The sequence below is a fragment of the Streptomyces sp. NPDC057854 genome (assembly GCF_042797055.1).
GTDB lineage: Bacteria > Actinomycetota > Actinomycetes > Streptomycetales > Streptomycetaceae > Streptomyces.
On sequence record NZ_JBHVMF010000009.1, the window covers coordinates 165,711 to 190,561 of the forward strand.

Here is a 24,851-nt window from a genome sequence, read left to right on the forward strand (position 1 = left end):
CCATGCCCGTCACCCGCCGCACTTACAACGGGCTCCAGGCCCGCTACGAACTCGCCCTGGAGCAGCGCGACGAGGCCCGCAGCAGCCTGGACGTCTCCCGCACGATCGCCGCCGAGTACGCGGAGCAGAACGACCGGCTCCGCGCCGCCCTCGCGGGCAGGAACCCCGGCGCCGTCACCGTCGCCGACCACGCCCGCCTCAAGAGCGCGTACGCCGCCCTGGAGCAGCAGCTCCTCACGCTCCAGGCCGCCAACGAGGCCATGTGCCGCGAGGCCCGCGAGAAGGCCGAGGCCACGCTGTGACGCTCACCGACACGGAACTCGACGGCCTGATCAAGGCCATCGGCCTGAAGCGGCCCCGGGGCGGCAGCTCCCTCAAGCCGATCGCCCACGGCACCGCCCGCGGCTACAAGCAGCACACCTACCGCAACGACCCGCCCTGCGACGAGTGCCGCCAGGCCGAACTCGCCCACCAGCGCGAGCGGTACGCCATCCGCAAGGGCCGCACCGGCCAGCACGCCCGAGGAGCCTCCCAGTGACCTCCACCGAGACCCCCGCGGCCGGGATGACCCGCCTCCCGGCCGCGGGCACCACCCGCCCCCTCGTCGTCGGCCTCGACCTCTCCCTCACCTCCACCGGCATCGCAGGAGAGGGCTGGACCGACCACATCCGCACCAAGACCAAGGGCGACTTCCGCCTCCACTACCTCGCCGGCCAGATCGGCGACTTCATCAAGCAGGCCGACCTGGTCGTCATGGAGGGCCCGTCGTACGGACACGCCGCGCTCGGCGGCCACGAGGACATGGCCGGGCTCCGCTGCATGGTGCGGGTGTTCTGCCACCGGCGCCGTATCCCGTACGCGGTCATCGCGCCGTCCTCGCTGAAGCTGTACGCGACCGGCTACGGCAAGGCGAACAAGGGCGAGGTACGCAGCGCGGTCGCCGACCGGTACGGCATCCACACCGAGGGCGCCGCCCGCTACGACGAGGCCGACGCCTACATCGCGATGGCCGCCGGCATGGACTGGCTCGGCTACTCGCTCGCCACCGTCCCGGAGAAGAACGCCAGCGCGTTGAAGGGCGTCACCTGGCCCCAGCAGATCCCGGCGGTAGCGGCATGAAGATCCGCCAGGACATCGCCGACATGCTGCACGCCGGCCACTCGGTCAGCCACATCGCCCGGGCTCTGGGAGCCGACGCCGGTGAGGTACGCCGTATCCGGGACCGCCTCGGCATCCCGGTGCACGGCCCCGGCCCCACGCCGAGGACGATCGAGCAGTCTTTCCGTCACCGGGCGACGCCGACCGCCGATGGTCACCTGCTCTGGCCGAGCAGCGACCTCCGCATCAAGAGCGCCGACGGCACCTCGTTCAGCGCAGCCCGGTGGGCCTTCCGCCAGCGGTACGGGCGCAGCCCGGTCGGCAAGGTGCTCCCCGGCTGCGGCACCCCGCGGTGTGTGCATCCCGACCACGTCGAGGACCAGCCCATGCGTGAAGCCCTCGCCGCCCAGCTCTCCAACATCTTCGGGAGCGCCGCATGAGCGAGACCCGTGGCATCGCCACCGCCCAGATGCCCAACTGGCGGACTCTCGCCGCCTGCGCGGACGTGGTGGACCCCGACGTCATGTTCCCCAAACCCAGCGACGCCGCTGGCACCGCACGGGCCAAGGCCGTGTGCAGCCACTGCCCTGTCCGGGACCTGTGCCTCGCCGACGCCCTGGCCGACGAGGGCGGCAAGACGAAGGACCGCCGCCACGGCGTCCTCGGCGGCCTCACCCCGGCCCAGCGGTACGGCCTCTACAACCGCCTCCGCATGCGGCAGAAGAAGCAGGCCGCCGCATGACCGGCCAGCGGGTCACCAGTGCCCTGTTCATCGACTGCGGCGAGGGCCGCGAGATCTACCGCGGCGCCTTCGCCGGACGGATCCGCTGGACCCGCATGCCGAGCGCCCGGTTCGAGTGCCTGCTCTGCCAAACCGCCGAAACCCCCGTCGTCCGGCCCGGCGAGCCCATCCCCGCGGCCGTCGCCCGGTTCATCGCCCACATCCGCACCACCCACCAGGCCGTCTGCACGGCCGCCACCGAAGGAGCACGAGCCGCATGAGCACCCCCATCCGCATCGACGCCGACGTCAAGCTCGACTCGAAGATCCTCACGGACGTCGCCGAGGCCCTGGAGCCCTACGCGTCCGCCATGTTCAAGCAGCGCGCCGGCCGGTGGATGGCCGTCGTCGAGCTGTCCCACACCGAGCGCACCGAGCCCGGCCCCGAGGAGGACAAGAACCCCTCGGTGAAGGTCCGCGTCACGCAGATCGAGGTCGCTGCCGACGCAGTCACCGAGGGACGCCTCCGCGGCCTTCAGCGCGAGATGTACCAGCGGCGCACCGACGCCGGAACCCTCGACGAGCACGCGGCCTGATGCGCCGGCCGCGCGCGTCGGGCGCCGCCGACTCCCGGTGCCCGGCGTGCGCGGCCCCGGTCCTCACCCAGTGGGTCGGCAATGTCGCCGCTCTCCGCGTCACCGCCGACCTCCGGCCGCTCACCCCCGACCAGCTCGCCGCCCTGTGGGAGCCCAACCGCCTCGCCTGGTGCCTGTACCGGGCGAGCGCCCACAGCCCGCCCCGCCTCCGCTGGCTCACCCCCAGCCACCCGCCCGACTGCCACCACCAGCACGTCATCGCACACCGCTGCACCACCGAGCCCAGCACCCTGTTCTGAGGAGACCGCACCGTGGAGAACATCCGCCACTTCCCGCACCAGGCGGACCACGACGGCCTCACCATGAACGCGCCCCGCGACCTCGAAGCCGAGGAACTCGTCATCAGCGCCGTCATGCACAGCGCCGACGCCTACCGCGAGGCCGCCGCCGTCCTCGACCGCGCCGACTTCTACAAGCCCGCACACCTCCTCATCTGGGACACCGTCAGCGGCCTCATCGCCGCCGGCACCCCGCCCCACCCCATCCTCGTCCGCGCCGAGATCGAGAAGCAGAACCGTCTCCGCGAGGTCGACAACGGCCACCTCGTCATCCGCCTCGGATCCGACGCCGTCTCGTGGACGATGGTCGGACACTTCGCCAAGCAGATCGCCGACAAGGCCCGCGAGCGCCGCTACGACGAGCACGCCACCCGCCTCAAGATGGCCGTCCAGAACGGCGCCACCGGCGACGAACTCAACGAACTGGTCGCCGAGTTCCAGCAGGCCGAGCGGATGCGCGAGGCCACCGGGCAGGGACCCGAACACCTCGTCTCCACCCTCCTCGACTGGGGCACCTTCTTCGCCACCGACTTCGGCAGCATCCAGCTGCTCCCCGGCAAGCTCATGGCCCCCGGCCAGCAGATCACCCTCGTCGGCGACGGCAAGGCCGGCAAGAGCCTCCTCATGCAGGAAATCGCCTGGCGCACCGCCACCGGCCAGTCGGTCCTCGGCGACAAGCCGCAGGACCCCGTTCGGATCCTCTACCTCGACGCCGAGAACGGTCAGGAGCAGGTACAGGAACGCCTCCTCAGCTTCGGCGCCGGGCCGCTGAGCATGGGCGAACTCCGGTACGCGTCCTTCCCGCCCGTCCGCCCCCTCGACACCGCCGGCGGCGGCGACGACCTCATGAGCATGGTCAAGGCCACCCGCGCCGAACTCGTCGTCATCGACACCGTCTCCCGGTTCATCTCCGGCCCCGAGAACGACGCCGACACCTGGCTCTCCCTCTACCGCCACACCCTCCTCCCGCTGAAGCGCGACCGCATCGGCTCCATCCGCCTCGACCACCGCGGCAAGGACTCCGAGCGCGGCGCCCGCGGCTCCTCCGCCAAGACCCAGGACGTCGACCACGTCTGGGAACTCTCCGCCCTCGGCGGCGGCACCCTCCTCATGAAGCGCACCCACACCCGCACCGGCATCGGCCCCGACCAGATCAACCTCGTCCGCCAGGCCCGCCGCGACGGCGACAACTGGGCCCACGGCGGCACCCGCCACGTCCTCATGGAGTGGGACGCCGAACCCACCGGCCACCCCGCCGTCCCCGGCACCGTCGAGCACATCATCGCCAGCCTCGACGCCGCCGGCCTCCCCGACGACGCGGGCAACCGAGTCGCCCGTCAGGCCCTCGCCGACCGCCAGATCCCCGGCTCGAACGACAAGATCGCCGAGGCCGTCCGCCGCCGCAAGGCCCGGTCCAAGAAGTCCGATTTCGACGTTTCCGGAAACCGTTCCGGGGACCGTTCCGACGGACGTTTCCCGGAAACGTTTCCCGGAACACACCCCGGAACGGAAGAAACCGCAGGTCAAACGTTTCCCGGAACGGTCGCGGAAACACCCGGAACGCCCCCCGTTCCCCACGTTCCCCCCTCGAAGAGGGGGAACGGGGAGGGAACACCGGACCAGCAAGACCCCGAAACCCCCTCCTGCACCGTCTGCGGAGACCCCCTCCACGGCTACCGCCTCGAACGCGGATACACCACCTGCCTCCAACACGACGCCGCCTGAACCCACCCAGGAGCACCCCATGGGCTACTACCACTCCACCTACTTCGCCTACGGCCTCCGCATCCCCACCGAGGCCCACCCCTGGCACGAGGCCGACCGCATCGACACCGTCCTCGCCACCGTCAAGGACCGCTGCCCCAACGTCAGCCACCTCCAGGCCGGCGACTACGACCGCGACATGCTCTTCCTCGTCACCCAGGCCAACGAGATCCCCCTCGGCCAGTACGGCCGCGCCACCCTCGCCACCGCCGAGCAGCGCGCCAACTGGGACACCCAGCTCGCCAACGCCATCCACGCCCTCGGCTACGCCCAGCACCCCGACCTCGAAGCCCCGGGCTGGATCTGCATCCCCGACCTGAGCTGACCCGCGCGGGCACTCGGTTCCCCCGGACCTCGCGCACAGGACACCCACCACCCCAAGGAGCACCCCATGCACCGCGCCATCCTCACCACCCGCCTCAACACCGTCCTCCTCGCCGAAGCCGTCGCCGCCGAGCTGGACGTCCCCGTCGCGGACGGCCGCGCCGCGGTCCAGGCCGTGTTCGACGTCATCGCCCGCGCCGTCGCCGGCGGCCACCCGGTCGCGATCACGAACTTCGGCACCTTCCTGCCGATCGCGCAGCCGACCCGGATGCGGCGGAATCCGCAGAACGGGGTGTTCGTGGAGGTGCCGGCGCACCAGGACGTCAGGTTCCGGGTGTCGCCGGGGCTGCGGATGACGGTCCGGGCGGCGGATCCGGCCCGGGCGACGATCCGGAAGGCGCCGAAGACGATCCGGACCGCGGCGGACAGCGAGGCCGCGGCGTGATCACGTTCGTCGACATCTTCTGCGGCGCCGGCGGCAGCAGCACCGGCCTCGTCGCCGCCGGCATGGAACTCCGCCTCGCCGCGAACCACTGGCAGCGCGCCATCGAGACCCACGCCGCGAACCACCCCACCGCCGACCACCTCTGCGCCGACGTCAACAACTACGACATGCGGCGCCTCCCGAAGGCCGACGTCCTGTGGGCCTCCCCGATCTGCACCGAGATCAGCCCCGCCGGCGGACGCAAGCGCACCCGCGGCCAGCTCGAACTCCTGGAGCACGGCTCCGTCCCGGACGCCGCCTGGGAGCGCACCCGGGCGACCGCGTACGACGTCCTCCGGTACGTCGAGGTCCACCGGCCCCGCGTCGTCATGTGGGAGAACGTCCCCGAGTTCGTCACCGACTGGGAGCTGTTCGACTGGTGGTGGGGCGGCTTCGACCTCCTCGGCTACGAGGGCAAGGTCGTCTCGGCGTCGTCCGCGCACCTCTCCGGTGTCGACAACGACGCCGCCGCCCAATGGCGGAACCGCGCGTACGGGGTCCTGGTCCGCAAGGGCACCCCCATGCCGGACCTGGAGGTCCGCCCGGAAGCCATCTGCCCCGAGTGCGGGCCCGTCCAGGCCCGGCAGGTGTGGCGGAACCCGAACCGGCGCCGCGCCGGGAAGTGGGGCGTCCAGTACGACTACCGCTGCCCCAACCGGCAGTGCGGCCACCTCATCCTGGAGCCGATCGTCCGCCCGGTCGCCGACATCATCGACTGGTCCCTGCCCGGACGCCGGATCGGCGACGGCCGCCCGGACCGGAAGACGTTCGCCCCGTACGCCGCCTCCACCCGGGCGCGCGTCGAGGCCGGCCTCGCCGCGTACGGCACGGACCCGCACGTGGCCGTCCTGCGCCGCAACGGCACGGCGGTCCCCGTCACCGGGCCGATCCCGGGCCTGTCCGCGCAGGGCCGCCACCACGCGCTGATCGTGCCGAACGGCCGCAAGGGCGCCGTCCGTACGACGGCCGAGCCGGTGACCACGATCGCGACAAAGCCTCACCACTCCCTCGTCCGGCCGGCGGCGACGGTCGACGACTGCACCCTTCGGATGCTCACCCCTCGCGAACTGATGTCGGCGCAGCGGTTCGGCACCGACTACGTCGTCCACGGCAACCAGGCCGAGCAGATCATGCAGGCCGGCAACGCCGTCTCGGTGAACGCAGCGCAGTGGCTCGGCGCCCGCGTCCTGACCGCCCTCGCCTGAACGCACAGCAGGGCCGCCCGCAGGGATATTGCGGGCGGCCCCACCACCACCATACCGACCATCAAGGAGCACCCCATGACCGACCCGACCGGCGACCAGTTCACCGAGGCCGCCATCCGCCGCGGCGCCTACCTCGACGCCGCCGCCGAGGCCGACGATGCCGCCAAGCTGTTCCCCGACAACCTGGAGTGCGCCCCCACGATCGGCGCGCTCCAGGGCCTCGCCCAGCGGCTCCGGCGCCTCGCCCAGCACCACACCACCGCCGAACAGCCCGCCGGCCTCACCTGGGAGGCGCGCGCCGACCACGCCGTCCGGCTCTACGCCCGCACGGCGATCGAGCTGGAGGACGCCCGGGCCGAGAACGCCCGGCTCCGAGCCCGGATCGCCGAGCAGGAGCAGCCGGCCGCCGCGCCCCAGGCCGTCACCGTCGAGCACGTCGAGACCGCCCTCCGCGGCTGGCTCGCCCACTTTGAGTACGACCTCCACAAGGCCACCGAGTGCGGCGAGGACGACAGGGCCGACACGTACCCGGACGAGGCCGCGGACTTCTTCGCCCGCCTGCTGGCCGCCGCCGGCCTGCCCGCCTGACCTGACCGCCACGGGGCCGTCCTCCGGGACGGCCCCCACCACCAGGAGCCCACCATGACCTTCGAGTACCGCGACGCTTATGGCCGCGTCCTCACCGCCGACCACGGCCTGGACGACGACGACAACCCCATGGCCGTCTTGTGGGCGCGCGGAGAGTTCGGCGCCAGCCTCCCCGTCCGCATCCCCGCCGACCGTGTGGAGGAGGTGGTGGCCGGGATCCGGGACGCCGCCCGCACCGCCGCCATTGTCGAGGCTGAGCGGGTCTGTGCCCTGCCCAACTGGGCCGACTGCTCCTGCAACCACCTCACCGGCTGCGAGCACCCCCGACCCAGCCGTACCGCCGCCCGCCAGACCACCGGACAGGACGACACCCAGCCGGACCCGGCCGTCGTCGACCGGTTCATCCAGCACATGGCCACCCAGCACCCGGCCGCCACGCACTGCTGCACGAACTGCGACGGCATCGACCCGGACACCTGCCTCACCAACCCGCACCGAGCCCCCGCTGTCGGGCAGCCGGCCGAAGCACACGACACCGAGCCCGCACGCGTGCGCATCATCAACCACCCCGGCGTCCTCGCCACCGCCGACACGGAGATCGCCGCTCTCCTCGATGCTCACGCCGCCGAGGTGCGCGCCACCGTCCTCCGCGAAGCCGCCGACGCCATCGACGCGGAAGCCGCCACCGGCAACCTCAACGCGCCTGAGTACGGATCCCACGAGAACGTCCTCGACGCGTCCGCCCTGCTCCGCCGCATGGCCGAGGAGACCAGCCGATGACCCAGACCGCCCTCGCCGCCGTCGCCCTGGCCCTTGCCGCCGGCTACCTCACCGGCCGCATCCGCCCCGGACACCGCGCCTCCGACTGGGCCCACTGGCTCACCTACCGCCAGAACCCCGTCACCCGTCGGGAATGGCGCTGGTGGGCCGCGCAGGCCGTGTTCGCCGTTGAGATCGCCGCGCTCCTCGCCACCCACCCCCGGCGCACCCTGCACAACTGGCGCCACCGCAACGACCCGCCACCGCCACGCAGCCCCGCGCCCCGGATCACCCGGATCGGAGACCAGCCGTGACCCTGCTCCTCGCCGTCCTCCTCGTCGCCCTGGCCGTCCTCGCCGCCGCCGTCCTCCTCGGCCACCCCGCCGCCCGACACCACACCCGCCGCCAGCGCTGGCGGCACTGGGCGCACCGCACCGGGATCCTCTACCCCCCCCGTACTGCATGGCGCCGTACGGCACCCGCCGCCACCGGGCGCAGCTCGCCGCCGGCCTTCCCCTCCAGCGGCCGAGCATCCGCGCCCGCGCCCGGATCGTCGCCTCCCACGCCCGCCGCGGCCTCCGCGCCGAGTGCCCGGCGCAGTGCGGCGAAGCCCACACCCACCGACGGCCCTGCGCCCTCGCACCCACCCGGAGCACCCGATGATCGAACCCGGCCAGACCTACCGATCCGCCGACCCCCGCGAAACGATCCGGATCCGGATCACCCGCTACACCCCCGGCTCCGCCCGTGCCCACGTAGTCGACGCCGTCACCGGCAAGCGCCCCCGCCAGATGCTCGTCAGCTACCTCCACGACAGCCCCACCACGAAGGCCGGCCGCCCGCGGCGCACCGGCTACATCCTCGAAGGCCCGGAGACGAGCCGATGAACCAGCCCACACCGCACCCCAGCGAGCACTACTGGGTGCTCGACGGCCCCGACCGAACCTGGGAGAAGTGCGCGCACCCCGGCTGCGACGCCCGCCGCCACCGCCCGCTCCGCGACACCGACGCCACCACCTGCCCCCGCACGCCCGACGGCGAGCACCAGTGGCAGCCGCTCTCCTTCGTCTTCGAGACCCAGCTCCTCGACACCGCCGGCCGGGTCCGGGTGCGCCAGCCCGACCTGGACAAGGGACGCGTGTACGCCGTGTGCATGCCGTGCCGCTCGCACACCTACGTCGAGACCGCGTGGGTCGGCTACTTCCTCGGCTACCCGTTCATGGAGGAAGAGCAGGAGCACTACGACGGGGCCGACGAGGAGGACAAGACCTGATGACCCGCACCATGGCCGTCCGCAAGCAGCGCGCCGCCGACCGTGCCAGCCGGCGCGCCACCCTCCGCATCCTGTTCAACCGCCTCGACCGGCTCACCGACGCCGAGGCCGCCGTCCTCCGCGAGTACGTCGAGGCCGAGATGACCGAGGTCGATCAGCTGCGGGAGACCGGCCGCGGGCAGGACCGCGCGTTGAAGAAGCTGCACGAGCGCCTGGCGGCGGCCGAGGAGACGATCCGCGAGGTCGAGCGGGACCGTGACGACGCGCGCGAGGAGCTGGCCGCCATCAGGGCGTACGACCGCGCGCTCAGCGAGGCCCTCGGACCCGCGCGGCCGTCCACCTTCGCCGTCGGCGGCACGGTCTGCGGGACCTGCCGCGCCTGGATCCCGGAGCGGACGAGCCTCCCCCACGCCTGCCCGCCACCGGCCACCGTCGTCGTAGAGCTGCTCCGCGACGAGACCGGCCAGCCGATCTGCACCTGCACCCACAATCAGCGCTGCCCCGCGTGCCTCGGCGCCACCGGGCATCAGCCGACCGCCACGAAGGAGAAATGACCATGGCCACCATCTCCGTCCACGCCGTCATGCTTGCCTGCGACGGCTGCAACACCCGTCTCCGCCACGGCGAACAGTTCCCCAGCGTCACGGACGCCCGAGGTGCCGCCTACGGAGACGGATGGCGCTTCCCTCCCCAGCTGAGCAAGCGCACCGGCCAGCCGCTCACCAGCAGTGCATCTGACGTGTGCCCCGAGTGCCAGCCGGGTTGGAAGCCCCAGGTTCTCCACGGCGGCGGGCGCGGATACCAGCGGCAGGACGGCTCGGTCCGTCCGGAGTAGAACTCGACCACTCGCGAAAGGGGCTGACCATGCCCACGATCACCCGCTACTTCATCTCCTGCCACGGCTGCGGAACCCAGACCATCGGTGCCGGGCACGACAACCAGTTCGAGGCCCGCGTGGCCGCGTACAGCGCAGGCTGGCGCTTCCCCGCCCGCATCAAGGCCGACGGCGAGGCGAGCAAGGAAACCGACGACGTGTGCCCCACCTGCATCACCGACTGGAAAGCCCGCCCCGCCGTCAGTCGCTGGGCCAACCGCCGCTGAGCATGAGCGAGGGGCGCGCCCACGACCTCCCCAGGACCCAGGCACGCCCCACCGGTGCGATCACCGTACCCCCAGCACACCCCACGGAGCGCACCATGAACCGCACCACCACCCAGAACCTCCAGCACATCCTCGACCGCTGGGACGACCTCGCCGAACTCCTCGACACCCAGGACGCCAGCGCATGGCCCCCCGCCCGCCCCGGCGTCGAGTACCTCCGCGCCCTCGACCACCAGGACGCCGCCGAAGCTGGCGGCTACCGCACCCTCGCCGAAGCCCTCGCGCACGCGCTCCACCACCCGCAGAAACTGCGCACGATCCGGCACCCGTCCGGCCAGCTCTACTACCAGTGCGCGCACTGCGACCACGTCGGCGACGGCTACACCCACCCCGTCCGCGAAGACCGCGACCCCGCCCAGCTCGGCGACCGCCCCGTCCCGATCCGCCTGCACGTCGCCGACGCCCGCCGCGCCATCACCATCGCCCTCGTCACCCTCGCCACCGACCTCGCCAGCGCCGACGCCGTCGACCCCACCGACTGGTACGGCCAGGACCCCGCCCGGAAGACGACGCCGACCGCGGCCCGCTGGCTCCTCGCCCGCCTCCCCCACGCCACCCCGGCCGAGGCCGCCCGCATTGCGTCGTACGCCCGCGAGGCCGCGGCCCGCCTCGACCGCGTCCTCGGCACCAGCCGCACGTCGGCGCCGATGCCCGGCCGGCCCTGCCCATGGTGCGGCGGCGAGCTGGTGCTGCACGCGGAGGCCGGCACGCTGGTGGCGATCACGTGCTCGACGGGGCTGGTCAACTGCGCGGCGCCGGCCCCGTTCGACATCGACGAGCGGGCGCGCGTGTGGAAGACGCCTGAGCAGCTCGCCGCGCTGCAGCGGGCCCTCGACGCCGCGGCGCAGGCCAAGGCGGAGGCGGAGCGGCGCGCGGGACGGGCGGCGGCGCGGCGGGCGCAGCGCGCGGCAGCCCGGGACCGGGCGGCGGCGGCCTAGTCGGTGGGCAGCCGGCGGGTGTCTGCGACGGTCTCCGGTGGCCCCACCGGAACGGTGAGAAGTGGCTCCGCCAAGCGTTCGACCGGCGGGCCGGTGGGTGGCCCGCGCACAAGCGCAGCCAGCGAGAAGAGGCCGTCAGGGGTCCGGGTGAGTCGTCGGCTACCCGTTCGAGAGGTGGGGCCACTTCCTGCCGTTCGCCTGGGTCCAACGGAAGCCGTTCAAGACACGGCGGGCGAGGTCGGCGGCGAGCTGGCCCGCGGCGCGCCCCTCCTCGCTGTCGTCCTCGAAGTGCAGCAGCAGATCTACGAGCTGGCGCGCCTCATCGAGCGTGAGCAGCGGCACGCGGTCGGCCGAGGAGAAGGTGCCGGTAATCGGCTCATCGGTGTCCACGGCTCGTGAACGGCGGCGGAGGACAGACGGTAACGGCCGGCTCGGCCAGACATCGGCGCCGCCGCCGCGCCACTCGACCGGCGGCCACGACCCGGCGACGAGCCAGCCGGCGCGCCTGAGGAGCCCGGCGACGTGGCCGAGCGAGTACGCGGTTCCGGCGAGCTGTCCGTCGATCCGGACCCGGCGTCCGCCCTGCTCATCGGGCGGATCCACCACCACGTGTGGCTGCTGCTGGGTCATGCTGTCCACCCTGGATCCGGACGGGTCCGGCCGCATCCGGACGGGTCCGGACAGTCGAGTGTGACCTGTCGCACCCTCGTCCTGGGCCTGCGGACCAGACCGCCCCGGCCGGCCGTCGCTACGTTGCCCGTACCCGCCCCCGGCTGAAGGGACCCCGTCATGCCCCAGCAGCGCACCGGCCTCGGCCGCCTCCTCCGGACGCTCCACACCACCTACCCGCACTGGCTGCTGTCCGGCGCCGCCGGCCGCCACGGCCTGATCGTCCGGGACACGGCGACGCCCACCGTCTGGTCCCGCACGTCCTACTGCGGGAGCATCGCCGACGCGACCCTGCGCGCCGCCATCAGCGGCGGCTACGTGCTGCTCGGCTCCCCCGAGCCGGTGCCGGAGTACGACCACGGCCGCGGCCCCTGGCGGTACGAGGACGGCCGGCTCGGGCGGCCGATCGCCCTGGCCGTGGCCGCCCGGCGGATGACCCTCGGCAAGCTGCCGAACTGACGGAGGCAGACGACTGCCCCCGCCGGACGGATCCGGGCGGGGGCCGAGGTGTAGGCGGGTGCGGCTACGACCGTCACTCCTCTGCGGCTGCCCGCTTGGCCTCGGCGTGACGCTGCATGATCTGGCGGATCTGCTCGCGTGACCACTCCGTGCGGCGTGCCACTTCGGCCTGGGCCCCGCGCTCCTCGTTCCCGTCCAGCAGGGCCACCACTTCGGCGGTGAGTTCGGCGCGCGCCTTGTCGAGTGCTGCCTCGGCACGCCGGTAGCGCCGGGCGGCTGCGTCAAGGGCGGTGGTGTCCATGGCGGACATCATGCCACGCGATCAGGCAAGCAGATAGGCCAAGTCACTTGACAATCGTCAAGGCGATTGGCCAAGCTAGTTGACGTAGGAAGGAGCCCGAGATGCCCGCTCGACGCGAGTGCTGTGACCACTGCATGTGGTACGGGCCCGTGAACAAGGACGGCGGGATGCGTAAGCACCGCCCGGCCACCCGCGACGACAAGTGGGGCCGCCCCAACAAGGTCCAGGACATGACGGCCGGCCACTGCCCCGGCAGCAACAAGGCTTACGCCCGCTTCGGCAACGACGCGCAGGCGACCAAAGACGCCCAGACCTCCGAACAGGAGAAGCCCGTGAACGCCACCATGACGACCTGCGCCAGCCACCACGTGCCGGACAAGCGAGGCGCCCACACCGTCGAGCTGCCCGTACCCCGCTGCGAGAGCGGCGTGACCTACGGAGTGTGGGACGAGCTGGCCGGAGGCTTCATCTACGCCGGCGACTGCGCCACGGAGGTCGCGAACTGGGCGGCCGAGGCCCTCGCCGGCGACGCGGACAACGAGTTCTTCATCAAGGCCATCTGCCGCGACCACGAGGACGAGCCGCACGACAGCTGCACCAACTGCCTCGCCTGAACCGCAAGCGGCCCCGGCCGGAGTTCGCACCTCCAGACCGGGGCCAGCCCACCCCTGACTCAACCAGGAGAAGGCCATGCCCGAGCGTAACGGCGCCACCAGCGCGCCCACCAGCCACCTCACCCAGCCCGACGAAGCCCTCCGCCAGGTCCACGCCCAGGCCCTCCACAACCTGATCGGCACCATCGCCACCCTGATCGCCGACTACCTCACCGAGACCCGACCGGCCGACCGCATCATCGAGGCATCCCGCAAGTGCCTCGCCTCCAGCTACGCCACCGACCGCACCGGCCACGACCCCGAGCACGCCACCGAGGTCGTCTCCGCACTCCTCCGGCTGCTCCCGGCCCCGCGCCACGCCGAGACCCGCGGCGAGTACGCCCTCCGGATCCGCGCGATCGTCCGGAGGGCGCACGTCTGATGGACACCCCCACCTACGAGCCGCCGGCCGAGCCCGACCGCACCCCGCGGCCGAACCCGATCCTCGCCGAGCCCGCCACCCCGGCCGCCTGCGCCCGCGACTACGAGGCCGCCGCCGCCATCCGCGCCACCATCGACAAGCAGCAGAGGGCCTGATGCGCACCCGCACCATCACCGAGACCCGCAAGGTCCCCCACACCATCGACGGCCGCACCGTCCTCGTCGACGAGCCGTACACCATCCGCGTCCCCGTCCCCCCGCGCGACTGGGACCGCGCCGTCCGCACCGGACTCCTCGCCGTCGCCGGCATCGTCGGCGCGGCGGCCGTCGCCTGGTCCACCGTCAGCATCGGCGCGCTCCTCCAGGCCGACGTTCCCGCCGGCGCCGCGTACGCCGCCGCCGCCACGTTCGACCTGCTCTGGATCGGCTGCATGGCCCTGGAGTGGCTGTCCCGCTACGACCCCGCCCGCGCCGCCGCGCCCCGCCGCGCCGGGTGGGTCGCGCTCGCCGTCGCCATGGTCGCGATCACCGCGCACGGCCACGCGGCAGGGTCGTTCACCATCGGGCTGATCGGCTCGGCCGTCTCGGCCGGCGCGAAGACGCTGTGGTGGCTGACGCTGCGCTCCTTCACCCACCGGCTGAACTCCCGGACGCAGCAGTGGGTGGACGCTCAGCGGGCCGAGGCCGAGGGCCAGCTGGCGCTCATCCCGGTGCGCCGCGAGCTGGCGCGCGCCCGGGGCCTGGTCGCGGCGGAGGAGACCGCGCGCCGCACCCCGGACGCCGATCCGGACCTGGTGGACGACGACGAGGACGGCCCGGACGCCGACGTCGTCACCATGCCGACCATGCCCGTCACCACGAAGGACGCCGTACAGCTCGCCTGGGAGCACGGGATCCGGGACCCGCATGCCGTGCAGCGGTACGTCAGCGAGGTGCAGGGCCGAGCCGCGCCCCCCGACACGGTCAGCCGCTACCTCCGCGCCTTGAAGGGCAGCCCCGCAGCGAAGAAGGGCGCCTGAGATGAGCGACCGCCCCGTCACCCCGTCCCACATCGTCCCCGGCGGCGCCCCGCTGCCCGGCCACCCGCCGGGCCCCGGCGACCTCCCGCCCTGGCGCACCCCGCCCGCCCCAGCGCCGCCCGCCGAACCGCCCAGCTCGATCGAGGTCCACGTCCGGCTCCTGCCCGACGACGAGGAACAGCCCGAGCCGACCCGCCGCGAGCGCGCCTGGACCTACATCACCGGCATCGCACCCCCCTGGAAGATCGCCGTCGCGCTCCTGGCCGCCATGGTCCCGATCCCCGGCGTCGGCTACAGCCTCGCCAGCGTCTGGGCCTACACCGTCGGCGAGACCCGCACCGAGGTCGGCGCCCCCTGGGCCTACGCCCTCGCGATCGTCCCCCTGCTGCTCGCTGCCCGCGGCCTCTACCGCACCGGCGCCCTGCGCTACCTCGCCGCCGCCGCCATCGCCTTCGTCGGCCTGGTCTTCGGCGCGCTCGACCCCTACGACCTCGTCACGATCACCACCGGAGTCACCCGATGAACGCCCCCCTCACGCTCGCCGGCCTCGCGCTCACGGCCGTGATCCTCTGGGCCAACCTCCGCCCCTGGTGGACCAGCAACCGCGACCCGAAACTCCTCGCCCCGTTCGGGAAGGGCGCAGCGCTCGGCGTCGTCGGCGCGATGTGCGCCGGCGGACTCCTCGGCATGCTCGCCGGATGCGCGCCCCAGGTCGGCAGCACCGCCGGCTCGAAGGCCGTCGGGGCCGTGACCGGCACGCAGTCGAGCACCGCCCTTACCCGCGGGTCCCTGTCCGGCAGCCTCACCGAAGAGGGCGCCGTCGTCGTGTTCCTGATCGCGGTCGGCGTCGTCTTCGCCTGGCGGAAGGCCGGGAAGGACGACAAGAAGCGGATGGCCGGCGGCGTGTTCTGCGGCGCGTCCCTGTGCGCGACCGCCGGCGTCGCAGGCGCGCTCCAGTTCCTGCCCGGACTCGTCAACCAGACCGGCGACGCCGTGCGGGCCGCCGTCGAGAGCGCGGGGATCCTGTGATCCGCCGCATCGCCGCCGGGAGCGCGATCGTCGCCCGCCACCGCTCGGAGGCGCTGGCCGCGTGGGTCGCCGCCGGCCGCCGGGCCGACCTCTCCGGCTGGGCCGCCGCACTCGGCCCGGTCGCCCGCCTGGTTGCCCTTGCGGCCGTCGCGTACGGGGCGCTCGCTGTGCTGCGGTCGATGCCCTGGCTCATGTGGCTGCTCACCGCCTGGTGGGTGCGCGCCGCCTGGCGCGCCACCGCCCCGGCCGACGGCGCCGACGAGGAGCCGGCCGTCGCCGAGGAGCAGCCCCCGGCCGCCGACCCGGCCGAGGCCGCCGTGGCGCTCCTCCGGGAAGTCCTCGGCGGGCACCCGGCGGTGCACCTGTCGACGGTCCTCGCGCACCTCCAGCAGCACGGCCAGTGCGAGGGCTGGAGGGTGGCCGATCTGCGGACCCGTCTGGAGGCTCTGGGCATCCCCGTCGACCCCAAGGTGAAGGTGGGCGGGGTGCCGACCCGGGGGGTCCGCGCGGCCGACCTGGACCGCCTCTTCCCCACCGAGGAGACGGCCCCGCCTCCCGCGCAGGTAGACGCGGCCTGACCTGCACTTTCTCCCTGCCCTCTCCCACCGTCTCCCGGGCATCTCCCGGGCCGTCTCCCCTCAGGAGGACCCTTGTACGACGACGACATGACCACTGCCGACGTGTTCACCGCTGCCGAGCTGGCGGAGATGGACCGCGATGACGAGTACCGCCTGGACGCCGCCGACGAGGCGCGCTGGGCCGCCGAGGACGCGGCTGCCGAGTAGGCGCCGAGCCCGCATCCGCGAAAGCCCCCCGCGCCCGGGACCGAGGGCGGGGGCTTTCGTGATTCTCGGACTTCTCCCCGCACACCCACTTGCAAAGTGTGGGTCTAAGCCTGTAATGTAGGTGTTGTCGGAAGGGGCGAGCACCCCGGAAGACGCAGCAGATTCCCAACTCAAAAGAGGTAGCCGTGACAGACGGAACCCTGTCTCTCGCCGAGAGACTGAACATCGTCTACCAGCGCTTGAACGCGCTGCCACCGGCAACGGGAGCGAGGGACGCCCTCCGCCAACTCTCCGAGACGCTGGAAAGCGTGGAGGACGACTACAGCGGAGTCCCGAAGAACCCGAACCCCGGACTCGCCTTCGACGGCCGGATGTACCCGCCCCGCGCGGACTACATCACCGAAGAGGACGACGGCAGGCTGATCGCAGTCACCAGAGGCAACGTGATCTACGCGGAGCCCGACGGAACGCTGAGGATCACAAACAAGCGCACCGGCGAGGAGGTCTACAGGCGAGCAGGAGGCCGCTAGACCAACCGCCCGCCCCGGAGCCACCGGGGCGGGCACCCACCTCTCCCACGGCTTCCCCAGACCCCGGAGCGACCCAGTGATCAACGACCTGATCGTCCTCTACACCGAGCGGCTCGACGCCTGCCGCGACTTCTACAGCGGACTCGGCCTCACCCTCGTACGCGAACGGCACGGCACCGGCCCCGAGCACTACGCCGCCACGCTCGCGCACGGCGCCGTCCTGGAGCTGTACCCGGCCAACCGAAGGCCGGCCACCGGCTACCTCCGGCTCGGCCTGACCGCGCCGGCCCGCGCCGCCGACACCCCGGCCGGCCGCCAGACGCTGACCGACCCGGACGGGCGCACCGTCGTCCTGACCACCCTGGAGGAGAACACCATGCCCACCGAGCAGACCGCCCGCGCCGCCATCGCCCGCATCCTCGGCGCCGACGCCCACACCACCGCCATCGCGTTCCCCGCCGGGAACCTGTCCCTCGTCATCACGATCGGAGACCACACGATCACCATCGACGGCCACGACACCAGCGGCTGGGGCTGGACCATCGGGCCCGGCACCGACGACGGCTTCACCGGCCACGAGAACGTGGCCGACACCCTGGAGACCGCCCTGACCCAGGCCCGCGAGCAGCTCGGCACCTGACACACCAACGGCCGACGGGGCCCAGTCCGAAGACCGCCACCCGGAGGGTGGTGAGCAAGCCCCGTCGGCCAGCAGATTCCCCAAGAGGAGAACCACCGCCATGGTAGCCACCAGCGCCCCCGCACCCCCGCCCGGGCGGACCAGCGTGACCTTCGCCGAGATCGCCGCGCACTACGGCAAGAGCCCCCGGTACGTCGCCGAGAACCCGCGCTGGGGCCGACACCCCGACTGGCCGGCACCCACCGGCAAGCGCGGGCGCAGCCTGGAGTTCGCCCCGGCCGCCGTGGCCTCGTTCGTCGACGAGCACCACACCCGCGACACCGTGCAGCTCGCCCCCGACCGGCTGTACACCGTCGCGGAGATCGCTGAGGCTACCGGCCTGCGTCCCGACTCCATCCGCGCGGACATCAGCCGGGGCCGGTGGCCCGCGCCCGACACCGAAGGCGAGGGACAGCCCAGCCTGTGGACGGGCTCGACCGTGGCCGAGCACCTGGCCAACAGGCGGGCGTACCGGCGCGCGACGTAGCGGAGAGCGCGCGGTTATGCACCTAGTTGCAAAACCGTGGCGCGTGTCGCATCATGGACGGCAGTCCGGCGTGCCCGGATTCAGAACGGAACGCACGAAGGCCCTGACCACCCACCCGGTCGGGGCCTTCGGCATGAACGGCCTCAGATGCTCGCGAGGATCGCTGCCCGACGGTCCTGGTACTCCGCCTCCGAGATCGCGCCCGCGACCCGCAGCTGATCCAGCGTCGCCAGCCGCGACGCCACGTCCGGCGCACCAGCAGGCGCCTGCACCGCAGCGGGCGCAGCCGCGGCCGGCGGCGCGGAGATGACCATCCGCAGCCGCGACGACAGCGCTTCACCGTGCTGCTTCGGCACGCTCTTGATGTCCGCCCGGTTCCCCGACGCGTACACCGACAGCGTGCCCATCAGCATGCCGGCCGACCACTGCACCGAGCTGATGTTGCCGAGGGGGAAGTCCTCCAGGGCCTGCGACATGATCCCGTGCTTCAGGAACAGCAGCCGGCGGTCCGTGAGCGCCACCAGGCCGACGCCCCCGCCGTACGCGCCGGTCGCGAGCATGTCGACCATCTCGCCCTCCCACAGCACCGTCGGCAGATGCTGGATCTCCCGCTTCGCGCCGATCGCCGGCTTCACCTTCTGAGCAGCCGCCTCGATGTCCGGCCGGTCACTGAACTTGCCCATTCCCACCCCTTCTTCTGGTGGTCCGGATCGTATCCGCCCGCCCTGTCTCCCTGGAGGTGAATCGTGGCGAACGCCCAGCGCCCGCGGCCTGTGACCGAGGAGGACGAACAGGCCGTACGGGACCTTCATGCGCAGGGCCTCGGCCGGAACGAGATCGCGAGGCGCCTCGACCGCGGCACCCGCACCATCTCGGTCATCGCCGCCCGCCTGAACCTGGAGTTCGAGTGCACGCGGACCGAGAAAGCCACCCAGCACCGCAAAGCGCAGCTCGCCGAGAAGCGGGCGATCCTCGCCGACGCCTTGCTGGACGACGCGCTCCGCCTCACCGAGCGGCTGTGGGAGCCCGCGAAGGTCTTCAACATCGGCGGCAAGGACAACAAGTACACCGAGCAGGACGTGCCCGAGCCGCCGGCGGCCGACAAGCGGGCGCTCATGGCCGCCGCCACGGCCGCCGCCGCCCAGTCCCTCCGCCTCGTCCCGCCCGAGACCGACACCCAGGGCCTCGCCGCCGTGGACGCCTGGCTCCGGGGCATGATGGGCGGCGGCGAGGCCCCGGCGGAGTAGACCGGAAGGGGGCCGCGCCATGTACTCCGCCCTCGCCGGGAAACAGCTCCGCTCGACGATGCTCGCCACGGCGCGCGGGAACCTCTGGGAAGGCGCCGTCCGCTCCTCCAAGACGATCTCGTCGATCCTGGTCTGGCTGCGGTACGTCCGCACCGGTCCCGCCGGCCCGCTGCTCATGGCCGGGAAGACCGAGCGCACGCTGAAGCGGAACATCATCGACGTGATCGTGGCGATGGTCGGCTCGGCACGCTGCGTCTACAAGGCCGGCGCGGGTGAGCTGATCCTCTTCGGCCGCACGATCTACACCGCCGGCGCGAACGACGAGCGGGCCGCCGAGAAGATCAAGGGCTTGACCCTGGCGGGCGCGTACCTCGACGAGGTGACGACGTTCCCGGAGTCGTTCTTCGCGATGCTCGGCACCCGCCTGTCAGTACCCGGCGCCCAGTGGTTCGGGACGACCAACCCGGAAGGCCCGAACCACTGGCTGAAGAAGAAGTACCTGGACCGCGCCCGGCTCCACCTCCAGCGCGACGGCCAGCTCGCCGAGTCAGCCGACCCAGCGGCGATCGACCTGCATCGCTTCAGCTTCAGCCTCGACGACAACCCGTTCCTCCCGGCCCCGTACGTGGAGGCGCTGAAGCTGGAGTACACCGGCCTGTTCTACCGCCGGTACGTGCTCGGCGAGTGGTGCCTGGCCGAGGGCGTCGTCTACGACATGTTCGACGAGAAGCGGCACGTCGTCGACCTGCTCCCGGAGATGGCGCACTGGATGTGCGTCGGCCTGGACTACGGCACGATCAACCCCTTCGCCGCGCTCCTCGTCGGCGTCGGCGTCGACGAGCGGCTCTACGTCGCCAGCGAGTTCCGGCACGACTCCCGGCTCGCGCGCCGCCAGCTGACGGACGCCGAGTACAGCGAGGGCCTGCGGGGCTGGCTCGCCTCGTACGAGCACCGAGGCGGCACGGGGGTCGCCCCGCAGTGGGTGTTCGTCGACCCGAGCGCCGCGTCGTTCATGACCCAGCTCTGGTCTGACGGGATGCCGGGCGTCGCGAAGGCCGACAACGCGGTCCGCGACGGCATCCGGTCGGTGTCCGTGGCCTTGGGCCAGAACCTGCTGTCCGTGCACCGCTCGTGCGCGGGGCTGCTGGAGGAACTGCCGGCGTACGCGTGGGACGAGAAGGCCGCGAAGAAGGGCGAGGACGCCCCGATGAAGGTCAACGACCACAGCGTGGATGCGCTGCGGTATGCGCTGCATTCGACGGTGCACCAGTGGCGGCACCTGACCCGCACGAACCTGGAGGTAGCGGCGTGACCACCATCGAACTGCCTGTGCGCGTGCGGGTGGGCGACGCACCGGAGGCCGAACTCGGCAGCATCACCGTCACAGGGAACGGCAGCACCGTCGACCAAGCCGCCCTCCGCGCCGAGCTGGTCCGCTTCTACCGCGCGCTCGCGGACGAGATCGAAACCATGCAGGAGGTGCCCGGTGCCGCTGCCTGAGAAGAACACCCCCTGGCCGCCGGTCAGCCCCATCATCGCCTCCGACCTGGAGGACTGGGCCGCCTGGTACGCCGCCAGCCCCGACCTGCTCACTTACCGCTACCGCACCCGCCGCCTCTCCGGCCGCCGGTACGGGCTGCCGGACTCACGCCCGTCGCAGTACCGCGGCGGCATCGTCGGCACTCTCGCCCGCTGGTTCTGGGGCGAGCCCATCCCCGCCGGCGAGAAGCGCTCCAACCTCCACCTGCCGCTCGCCCGCGACCTCGCGCGCACCTCCGCGGACCTGCTCTTCTCCGAGCCGCCGACCCTGGTCACGAAGAACAAGACGACGATGAAGCGCCTGGAGGACATGCTCTTCAAGGAGGGGCTGCTCCGGACGCTCATCGCGCAGGCCGAGATGACCGCCGCCCTCGGCGGTGGCTACCTGCGAGCCATGTGGGACCTCGACATGAGCCCGACCCCGTGGGCCACGGTCGTCCGGGCCGACGGCGCCGCACCCCGCTTCTACGGCGGCCGGCTGCGCCAGGTGACGTTCTGGAGGGTCATCGCCGTCGAAGGGCAGAAGGTCGTCCGGCACCTGGAGCACCACGAGCCGAACCTGATCCTTCACGGCGTGTACGAGGGCAGCGAGGACAACCTCGGCGGTCCCGTCGACCTGGGCGCCTACCCGGACACCCAGGGGCTGGAGCCGGTCATCCACCTGCCGATGCTGAAGGGCCGTCTGGCCTGCGTGTACATCCCGAACTCGATGACGGCTCCGGACTGGCACGACGTGCCCGGCGCCGCCGGTCTGGGCACGTCGGACTACCAGGGCGCCGAGACGTTCCTCAGCGCCATCGACGAGACGTACACCAGCTGGATGCGGGACGTCCGGCTCGCCCGCTCACGGATCATCGTCCCGGCCGGCTACCTCCAGTCGAACGGTGTCGGTGAGGGCGTGTCGTGGGTGGACCGCGAGGTCTACGCCCCGATGAACATCCCGCCCACCGGCGACCAGGGCATCACCCTGAACCAGTTCGCCATCCGGCACGAGGAGCACCGAGCGACGATCGAAGACCTCGTCTCCCGCTGCATCCGGAACGCCGGGTACGACGGCGGCACGTTCGGCGAGAGCGAGGGCGGGCTGAGGACCGCGACGGAGGTCAAGGCGGACACGGCGCGCAGCATGTCCACCCGGGCCCGGAAGTCGGAGCTGGAGTCCGTCGGCCTCTCCGAGTTCGTGGAGACCCTGCTGATCCTGGAGAACTCCGCGCTCTTCCCGGACGCCCCGCGGGTCGAGGTCGAGCGTCCCGAGGTCCGGTTCGCGGACTCCGTCCAGGACGACGTGAAGACGCTCGCCGAGTCGGCAGACCTGCTGCGCCGCGCCGAGGCTGCGTCCACCGAGACCTTGGTGGCGCTCGTCAACCCCGGTATGCCGCTGGAGCAGCAGGCCGAAGAGGTCGCCCGGATCAAGGCCGAGTCCGGCCGCGACACGGCAGATCCGACGCTCACCGGCGCCGAGTAACACGGCCCCGGCCGGGCGGTGAGGAGGTCGCACGATGCCCGTCTCCCCCGCCATGGCCGAAGACCTCGCCGCGGCCATCGCCACCCTGTACGCGGACGCCGAACTCGCCTTGCTGGAGAAGCTTCGGGCCGCCCTCATGGAGGGCATCGACAGCCCCCTGTGGGCGGAGATCAAGCTCCGCTCGATCGGCGACCTCCGGGCCGCCGTCGAGGACGTCACCACCGCCCTCCAGCAGGACGCGGACGGCGCCGTCGGCCGCGCCCTCGCCGAGGCGTACGGACGCGGCAGGCAGGCCGCCGTCGCCGAGCTGGGCGCGCTCGACATCGGCCGCGAGCTACAAGCCCGCGCAGTGCTCCCTGGCGCGCCGGCCGTGGACCGGCTCGCGGCGTCGTACGCGCAGGACACCCGCCCGCTGTACGTGCGGATCACCCGTGCCGTCCTCGACGTCTACCGGTCGGTCGTCGCCCGCGCGTCCTCGTCCACGCTGCTCGGCAGCCTGACCCGACGGCAGGCGACGCAGCGGGCGCTCGATCAGTTCGCGCAGCGCGGGGTCACCGGGTTCGTGGACTCGGCGGGCCGGTCGTGGGAGCTGGCGGCGTACGCGGAGATGGCCGTCCGGTCGGTGACCGCGCGTGCCGCGGTCGAGGGACACATCGACGCGCTCGCGGAGCTGGGCGTCGGGCTGGTCATCGTGTCTGACGCGCCGCTGGAGTGCCCGCTGTGTGCGCCGTGGGAGGGCGAAGTGCTGTCCCTGGGGCCGGAGCGGGGGCCGCGGACGGTGCGGGCGGAGAAGGCGATCCAGCCGGCGGGGCTGCGCGCGGCACTCCGGCCGCCGGAGACGGTCGCGGTGCACGTGGCCGGCAGCCTCACCGAGGCTAGGGCGGAGGGCCTGTTCCATCCGAACTGCCGGCACTCCCTGTCCGCCTACTTGCCCGGGGTGACGACTCGGCCGCCGCATCAAGCAACACCGGGGACGACGTACAAGGACACCCAGCGGCAGCGGGAGATCGAGCGGAACATCCGGGCGTGGAAACGGCGTCAGGCTGCGGCGACGACGGACGCGGACCGACAGCGCGCGGGGGTGTTCGTGCGGCGGTGGCAGGCGCAGGCGCGCGCGAACGTGGCCGCGCACCCGCACCTTCGCCGGAAGCCCGCCCGGGAGCAAATCGGGCAGGCCCACTGAACTACCGGCGGTTGTCCAGCCGCTGGTCAACGTAGCCGCTCGGCGCCGGAAGCTCCGGCTTGCGCTTCACCTCGGAGATCGCGGCATACGCCTGCGCGAGCTGGAGAGCACGCTCCCCAAGCCCCTTGTTCGCCGCCTCCTTTACGGCGATCAGGAGTGCGGTCTTGGCCTCGCTCGCGAGCTGCTGCTCGCTCGTGTTGTCGGTCATGCCTCGACGGTAACCCCCGCCTCCGACATCACTCCCCCTGTCTTCCCTCCGCCTGGAGCGGAGGGAGCACCACGGCCCGCCTGGAGCGGGCCACCACACCACCCCTTCCTCAGGTCGGCCAGGCGCCGACCCATCCCCTACGCGCCCCAGGAGGGCACGACCATGCCGAAGCGCACCCACGCCCGACACCGGCTCCGCCTCGACGGCGGCGGCTGGGCCCACCCCTACCCCACCGGCCCGTTCGACGCGTACCTGTACGCGGACGGCGGGGACGACGGCGGATCCACTGCCAGATCCGACACGGACACGTCCGGCGGACAGGCCGCTGACCAGGGCGGACAGCAGTCCGGACAGACGGACAGCATCGGATCCGGCGACGGACAGCGCTCCGGACAGCAGTCCACCGTCACCGGCGGCGACGACCAGGCCGCGGCCGTGAAGCGGCTGGAGAAGGAACTCGCGGACGCCCGCAAGGAAGCCGCGAAGGACCGCACCACCGCGAAGCAGCAGGCCGCCGACGAGGCCGTCAAGGCGCTCACGGAGAAGCTGGGCAAGGCCCTCGGCCTCGTCAAGGACGACGTGCCGCCGGACCCCGCCGCGCTCGCCAAGGCGATCGAGCAGAAGGACGCCGCGCTCACCGAGCACGCCGCCCAGCTCCGCGCCAAGGACGTCGAACTCGCCGTCTGGGCCCGCGCCGAGAAGGCCGGCGCCAAGGCGGGCGCGCTCCTCGACTCCCGCTCCTTCGCCCGCACGCTCGCCGACCTCGACCCGGCCGCGAAGGGCTTCACCACAGCCCTCGACGACGCCATCAAAGCCGCCGTGAAGGAGAACCCCAGCTTCGCCGTCCAGCCGGCCGCGACCCGCTCCGGCGGCGACCTGTCCGGCGGCACCGGCGAGACCGGCGCCAAGAAGCGCTCCGGGTCCCTGTCCGGCGCCGTCTCGCACCACTACCAGACCTGACCCCACCTG

The 24,851-nt window shown here is 72.6% G+C and carries 42 protein-coding genes; 38 read left to right on the forward strand and 4 right to left on the reverse strand.

The features are described 5' to 3' along the window. The first annotated feature begins 2 nt into the window (after window positions 1-2). The 21 genes from ACFVQZ_RS15505 (at window position 3) to ACFVQZ_RS15605 (ending at window position 11,248) form a co-directional block, all read left to right on the forward strand. Entirely contained in the window at window positions 3-302 is a 300-nt protein-coding gene (locus ACFVQZ_RS15505; protein ID WP_383622621.1) for a hypothetical protein, read from the forward strand. Beyond that, window positions 299-538, forward strand: a complete 240-nt coding sequence (locus ACFVQZ_RS15510) for a hypothetical protein (protein ID WP_383622624.1) — start codon at window positions 299-301, stop codon at window positions 536-538. The genes ACFVQZ_RS15505 and ACFVQZ_RS15510 overlap by 4 nt, the downstream gene beginning before the upstream one ends. Continuing rightward, window positions 535-1,119, forward strand: coding sequence for a hypothetical protein (locus tag ACFVQZ_RS15515; RefSeq protein ID WP_383622626.1), 585 nt, complete (start codon window positions 535-537; stop codon window positions 1,117-1,119). The genes ACFVQZ_RS15510 and ACFVQZ_RS15515 overlap by 4 nt, the downstream gene beginning before the upstream one ends. Further along, window positions 1,116-1,538 carry a hypothetical protein gene (locus ACFVQZ_RS15520; RefSeq protein ID WP_383622629.1) on the forward strand — a complete coding sequence of 141 codons (423 nt, stop codon included), beginning with the start codon at window positions 1,116-1,118 and terminating at the stop codon, window positions 1,536-1,538. The genes ACFVQZ_RS15515 and ACFVQZ_RS15520 overlap by 4 nt, the downstream gene beginning before the upstream one ends. Further along, window positions 1,535-1,840 (forward strand): WhiB family transcriptional regulator, encoded by a 306-nt coding sequence (locus tag ACFVQZ_RS15525; RefSeq protein WP_383622632.1) that lies wholly within the window; start codon window positions 1,535-1,537, stop codon window positions 1,838-1,840. The genes ACFVQZ_RS15520 and ACFVQZ_RS15525 overlap by 4 nt, the downstream gene beginning before the upstream one ends. Then, the gene (locus ACFVQZ_RS15530) at window positions 1,837-2,100 is read left to right on the forward strand and encodes a hypothetical protein (protein WP_383622635.1); all 264 of its coding nucleotides are present in this window, start codon (window positions 1,837-1,839) and stop codon (window positions 2,098-2,100) included. The genes ACFVQZ_RS15525 and ACFVQZ_RS15530 overlap by 4 nt, the downstream gene beginning before the upstream one ends. Beyond that, the gene (locus ACFVQZ_RS15535) at window positions 2,097-2,414 is read left to right on the forward strand and encodes a hypothetical protein (RefSeq protein WP_383622638.1); all 318 of its coding nucleotides are present in this window, start codon (window positions 2,097-2,099) and stop codon (window positions 2,412-2,414) included. The genes ACFVQZ_RS15530 and ACFVQZ_RS15535 overlap by 4 nt, the downstream gene beginning before the upstream one ends. Further along, a complete protein-coding gene (locus tag ACFVQZ_RS15540; RefSeq protein WP_383622641.1) occupies window positions 2,414-2,713 on the forward strand; it encodes a hypothetical protein in 300 nt (99 codons plus the stop codon). Before ACFVQZ_RS15535 ends, ACFVQZ_RS15540 begins: the two co-directional genes overlap by 1 nt. Before the next feature lie 12 nt (window positions 2,714-2,725). Then, window positions 2,726-4,477, forward strand: a complete 1,752-nt coding sequence (locus tag ACFVQZ_RS15545) for an AAA family ATPase (protein ID WP_383622643.1) — start codon at window positions 2,726-2,728, stop codon at window positions 4,475-4,477. Window positions 4,478-4,496: 19 nt separating this feature from the next. Next, window positions 4,497-4,841, forward strand: coding sequence for a hypothetical protein (locus tag ACFVQZ_RS15550; protein WP_383622646.1), 345 nt, complete (start codon window positions 4,497-4,499; stop codon window positions 4,839-4,841). A 66-nt stretch (window positions 4,842-4,907) separates the two neighbouring features. Continuing rightward, window positions 4,908-5,285: an HU family DNA-binding protein gene (locus tag ACFVQZ_RS15555; RefSeq protein ID WP_383622649.1), complete on the forward strand. Its 378-nt coding sequence runs from the start codon at window positions 4,908-4,910 to the stop codon at window positions 5,283-5,285. Then, on the forward strand, window positions 5,282-6,529 hold the full coding sequence (locus ACFVQZ_RS15560) for a DNA cytosine methyltransferase (protein WP_383622652.1): 1,248 nt from the start codon (window positions 5,282-5,284) through the stop codon (window positions 6,527-6,529). Before ACFVQZ_RS15555 ends, ACFVQZ_RS15560 begins: the two co-directional genes overlap by 4 nt. A gap of 75 nt (window positions 6,530-6,604) precedes the next feature. Further along, window positions 6,605-7,117 (forward strand): hypothetical protein, encoded by a 513-nt coding sequence (locus ACFVQZ_RS15565; protein WP_383622655.1) that lies wholly within the window; start codon window positions 6,605-6,607, stop codon window positions 7,115-7,117. A gap of 54 nt (window positions 7,118-7,171) precedes the next feature. Beyond that, on the forward strand, window positions 7,172-7,897 hold the full coding sequence (locus ACFVQZ_RS15570; protein ID WP_383622658.1) for a hypothetical protein: 726 nt from the start codon (window positions 7,172-7,174) through the stop codon (window positions 7,895-7,897). Beyond that, window positions 7,894-8,190, forward strand: a complete 297-nt coding sequence (locus ACFVQZ_RS15575) for a hypothetical protein (RefSeq protein ID WP_383622661.1) — start codon at window positions 7,894-7,896, stop codon at window positions 8,188-8,190. The genes ACFVQZ_RS15570 and ACFVQZ_RS15575 overlap by 4 nt, the downstream gene beginning before the upstream one ends. Before the next feature lie 148 nt (window positions 8,191-8,338). Further along, entirely contained in the window at window positions 8,339-8,539 is a 201-nt protein-coding gene (locus tag ACFVQZ_RS15580; protein ID WP_383622664.1) for a hypothetical protein, read from the forward strand. Beyond that, window positions 8,536-8,763, forward strand: coding sequence for a hypothetical protein (locus ACFVQZ_RS15585; RefSeq protein WP_383622667.1), 228 nt, complete (start codon window positions 8,536-8,538; stop codon window positions 8,761-8,763). Before ACFVQZ_RS15580 ends, ACFVQZ_RS15585 begins: the two co-directional genes overlap by 4 nt. Beyond that, on the forward strand, window positions 8,760-9,149 hold the full coding sequence (locus ACFVQZ_RS15590; RefSeq protein ID WP_383622669.1) for a hypothetical protein: 390 nt from the start codon (window positions 8,760-8,762) through the stop codon (window positions 9,147-9,149). The genes ACFVQZ_RS15585 and ACFVQZ_RS15590 overlap by 4 nt, the downstream gene beginning before the upstream one ends. Continuing rightward, on the forward strand, window positions 9,149-9,703 hold the full coding sequence (locus tag ACFVQZ_RS15595; RefSeq protein WP_383622672.1) for a hypothetical protein: 555 nt from the start codon (window positions 9,149-9,151) through the stop codon (window positions 9,701-9,703). Before ACFVQZ_RS15590 ends, ACFVQZ_RS15595 begins: the two co-directional genes overlap by 1 nt. A 310-nt stretch (window positions 9,704-10,013) precedes the next feature. Then, entirely contained in the window at window positions 10,014-10,250 is a 237-nt protein-coding gene (locus tag ACFVQZ_RS15600) for a hypothetical protein (protein WP_383622675.1), read from the forward strand. A gap of 95 nt (window positions 10,251-10,345) precedes the next feature. Beyond that, on the forward strand, window positions 10,346-11,248 hold the full coding sequence (locus tag ACFVQZ_RS15605; RefSeq protein WP_383622677.1) for a hypothetical protein: 903 nt from the start codon (window positions 10,346-10,348) through the stop codon (window positions 11,246-11,248). Window positions 11,249-11,407: 159 nt separating this feature from the next. Here ACFVQZ_RS15605 and ACFVQZ_RS15610 read toward each other — a convergent pair whose 3' ends face one another. After that, complete coding sequence (locus ACFVQZ_RS15610) at window positions 11,408-11,878, reverse strand: hypothetical protein (RefSeq protein ID WP_383622680.1); 471 nt, start codon at window positions 11,876-11,878, stop codon at window positions 11,408-11,410. A 159-nt stretch (window positions 11,879-12,037) separates the two neighbouring features. On the opposite strand from ACFVQZ_RS15610, the gene ACFVQZ_RS15615 reads away from it, so the two are divergent. Next, window positions 12,038-12,376, forward strand: coding sequence for a hypothetical protein (locus tag ACFVQZ_RS15615; protein WP_383622683.1), 339 nt, complete (start codon window positions 12,038-12,040; stop codon window positions 12,374-12,376). Window positions 12,377-12,449: 73 nt separating this feature from the next. Here the strand turns inward: ACFVQZ_RS15615 and ACFVQZ_RS15620 are convergent, their stop codons facing one another. Then, window positions 12,450-12,677 carry a hypothetical protein gene (locus ACFVQZ_RS15620; protein ID WP_383622686.1) on the reverse strand — a complete coding sequence of 76 codons (228 nt, stop codon included), beginning with the start codon at window positions 12,675-12,677 and terminating at the stop codon, window positions 12,450-12,452. Between the two features lie 101 nt (window positions 12,678-12,778). On the opposite strand from ACFVQZ_RS15620, the gene ACFVQZ_RS15625 reads away from it, so the two are divergent. From ACFVQZ_RS15625 to ACFVQZ_RS15670, 10 genes are all read left to right on the forward strand, one after another. After that, window positions 12,779-13,291 (forward strand): hypothetical protein, encoded by a 513-nt coding sequence (locus ACFVQZ_RS15625; protein WP_383622689.1) that lies wholly within the window; start codon window positions 12,779-12,781, stop codon window positions 13,289-13,291. A 76-nt stretch (window positions 13,292-13,367) separates the two neighbouring features. Next, the gene (locus ACFVQZ_RS15630; RefSeq protein ID WP_383622691.1) at window positions 13,368-13,712 is read left to right on the forward strand and encodes a hypothetical protein; all 345 of its coding nucleotides are present in this window, start codon (window positions 13,368-13,370) and stop codon (window positions 13,710-13,712) included. Then, window positions 13,712-13,867, forward strand: a complete 156-nt coding sequence (locus ACFVQZ_RS15635; RefSeq protein ID WP_383622694.1) for a hypothetical protein — start codon at window positions 13,712-13,714, stop codon at window positions 13,865-13,867. The genes ACFVQZ_RS15630 and ACFVQZ_RS15635 overlap by 1 nt, the downstream gene beginning before the upstream one ends. Beyond that, a complete protein-coding gene (locus ACFVQZ_RS15640) occupies window positions 13,867-14,730 on the forward strand; it encodes a protein transporter Sec31 (RefSeq protein WP_383622697.1) in 864 nt (287 codons plus the stop codon). Before ACFVQZ_RS15635 ends, ACFVQZ_RS15640 begins: the two co-directional genes overlap by 1 nt. Before the next feature lies 1 nt (window position 14,731). Further along, window positions 14,732-15,253, forward strand: coding sequence for a hypothetical protein (locus ACFVQZ_RS15645; protein WP_383622699.1), 522 nt, complete (start codon window positions 14,732-14,734; stop codon window positions 15,251-15,253). Continuing rightward, window positions 15,250-15,759: a hypothetical protein gene (locus ACFVQZ_RS15650; RefSeq protein ID WP_383622702.1), complete on the forward strand. Its 510-nt coding sequence runs from the start codon at window positions 15,250-15,252 to the stop codon at window positions 15,757-15,759. Before ACFVQZ_RS15645 ends, ACFVQZ_RS15650 begins: the two co-directional genes overlap by 4 nt. Then, window positions 15,756-16,337: a hypothetical protein gene (locus ACFVQZ_RS15655; RefSeq protein ID WP_383622705.1), complete on the forward strand. Its 582-nt coding sequence runs from the start codon at window positions 15,756-15,758 to the stop codon at window positions 16,335-16,337. The genes ACFVQZ_RS15650 and ACFVQZ_RS15655 overlap by 4 nt, the downstream gene beginning before the upstream one ends. Window positions 16,338-16,729: 392 nt before the next feature. Beyond that, the gene (locus ACFVQZ_RS15660; protein WP_383622708.1) at window positions 16,730-17,074 is read left to right on the forward strand and encodes a hypothetical protein; all 345 of its coding nucleotides are present in this window, start codon (window positions 16,730-16,732) and stop codon (window positions 17,072-17,074) included. A gap of 76 nt (window positions 17,075-17,150) precedes the next feature. Beyond that, complete coding sequence (locus tag ACFVQZ_RS15665; RefSeq protein ID WP_383622711.1) at window positions 17,151-17,714, forward strand: glyoxalase/bleomycin resistance/dioxygenase family protein; 564 nt, start codon at window positions 17,151-17,153, stop codon at window positions 17,712-17,714. A gap of 100 nt (window positions 17,715-17,814) precedes the next feature. Further along, a complete protein-coding gene (locus tag ACFVQZ_RS15670) occupies window positions 17,815-18,240 on the forward strand; it encodes a helix-turn-helix transcriptional regulator (RefSeq protein WP_383622714.1) in 426 nt (141 codons plus the stop codon). A gap of 143 nt (window positions 18,241-18,383) precedes the next feature. On the opposite strand, the gene ACFVQZ_RS15675 is transcribed toward ACFVQZ_RS15670, so the two are convergent. After that, the gene (locus tag ACFVQZ_RS15675; RefSeq protein ID WP_383622716.1) at window positions 18,384-18,923 is read right to left on the reverse strand and encodes a PH domain-containing protein; all 540 of its coding nucleotides are present in this window, start codon (window positions 18,921-18,923) and stop codon (window positions 18,384-18,386) included. Window positions 18,924-18,986: 63 nt separating this feature from the next. On the opposite strand from ACFVQZ_RS15675, the gene ACFVQZ_RS15680 reads away from it, so the two are divergent. From ACFVQZ_RS15680 to ACFVQZ_RS15700, 5 genes are read left to right on the forward strand one after another with little or no spacing between them, the layout of a single operon-like run. Next, window positions 18,987-19,487, forward strand: coding sequence for a helix-turn-helix domain-containing protein (locus tag ACFVQZ_RS15680; RefSeq protein WP_383622719.1), 501 nt, complete (start codon window positions 18,987-18,989; stop codon window positions 19,485-19,487). A 19-nt stretch (window positions 19,488-19,506) separates the two neighbouring features. Then, a complete protein-coding gene (locus ACFVQZ_RS15685; RefSeq protein WP_383622722.1) occupies window positions 19,507-20,799 on the forward strand; it encodes a PBSX family phage terminase large subunit in 1,293 nt (430 codons plus the stop codon). Next, window positions 20,796-20,987: a hypothetical protein gene (locus ACFVQZ_RS15690; protein WP_383622725.1), complete on the forward strand. Its 192-nt coding sequence runs from the start codon at window positions 20,796-20,798 to the stop codon at window positions 20,985-20,987. The genes ACFVQZ_RS15685 and ACFVQZ_RS15690 overlap by 4 nt, the downstream gene beginning before the upstream one ends. After that, the gene (locus tag ACFVQZ_RS15695; protein WP_383622728.1) at window positions 20,974-22,491 is read left to right on the forward strand and encodes a capsid protein; all 1,518 of its coding nucleotides are present in this window, start codon (window positions 20,974-20,976) and stop codon (window positions 22,489-22,491) included. The genes ACFVQZ_RS15690 and ACFVQZ_RS15695 overlap by 14 nt, the downstream gene beginning before the upstream one ends. Before the next feature lie 34 nt (window positions 22,492-22,525). After that, on the forward strand, window positions 22,526-23,674 hold the full coding sequence (locus tag ACFVQZ_RS15700) for a phage minor capsid protein (RefSeq protein ID WP_383622731.1): 1,149 nt from the start codon (window positions 22,526-22,528) through the stop codon (window positions 23,672-23,674). Between the two features lies 1 nt (window position 23,675). On the opposite strand, the gene ACFVQZ_RS15705 is transcribed toward ACFVQZ_RS15700, so the two are convergent. Next, entirely contained in the window at window positions 23,676-23,882 is a 207-nt protein-coding gene (locus ACFVQZ_RS15705; RefSeq protein ID WP_383622734.1) for a hypothetical protein, read from the reverse strand. Window positions 23,883-24,044: 162 nt separating this feature from the next. Here ACFVQZ_RS15705 and ACFVQZ_RS15710 point away from each other — a divergent pair, with 162 nt between their 5' ends. After that, complete coding sequence (locus tag ACFVQZ_RS15710) at window positions 24,045-24,842, forward strand: hypothetical protein (RefSeq protein WP_383622737.1); 798 nt, start codon at window positions 24,045-24,047, stop codon at window positions 24,840-24,842. Window positions 24,843-24,851 lie beyond the last annotated feature (9 nt).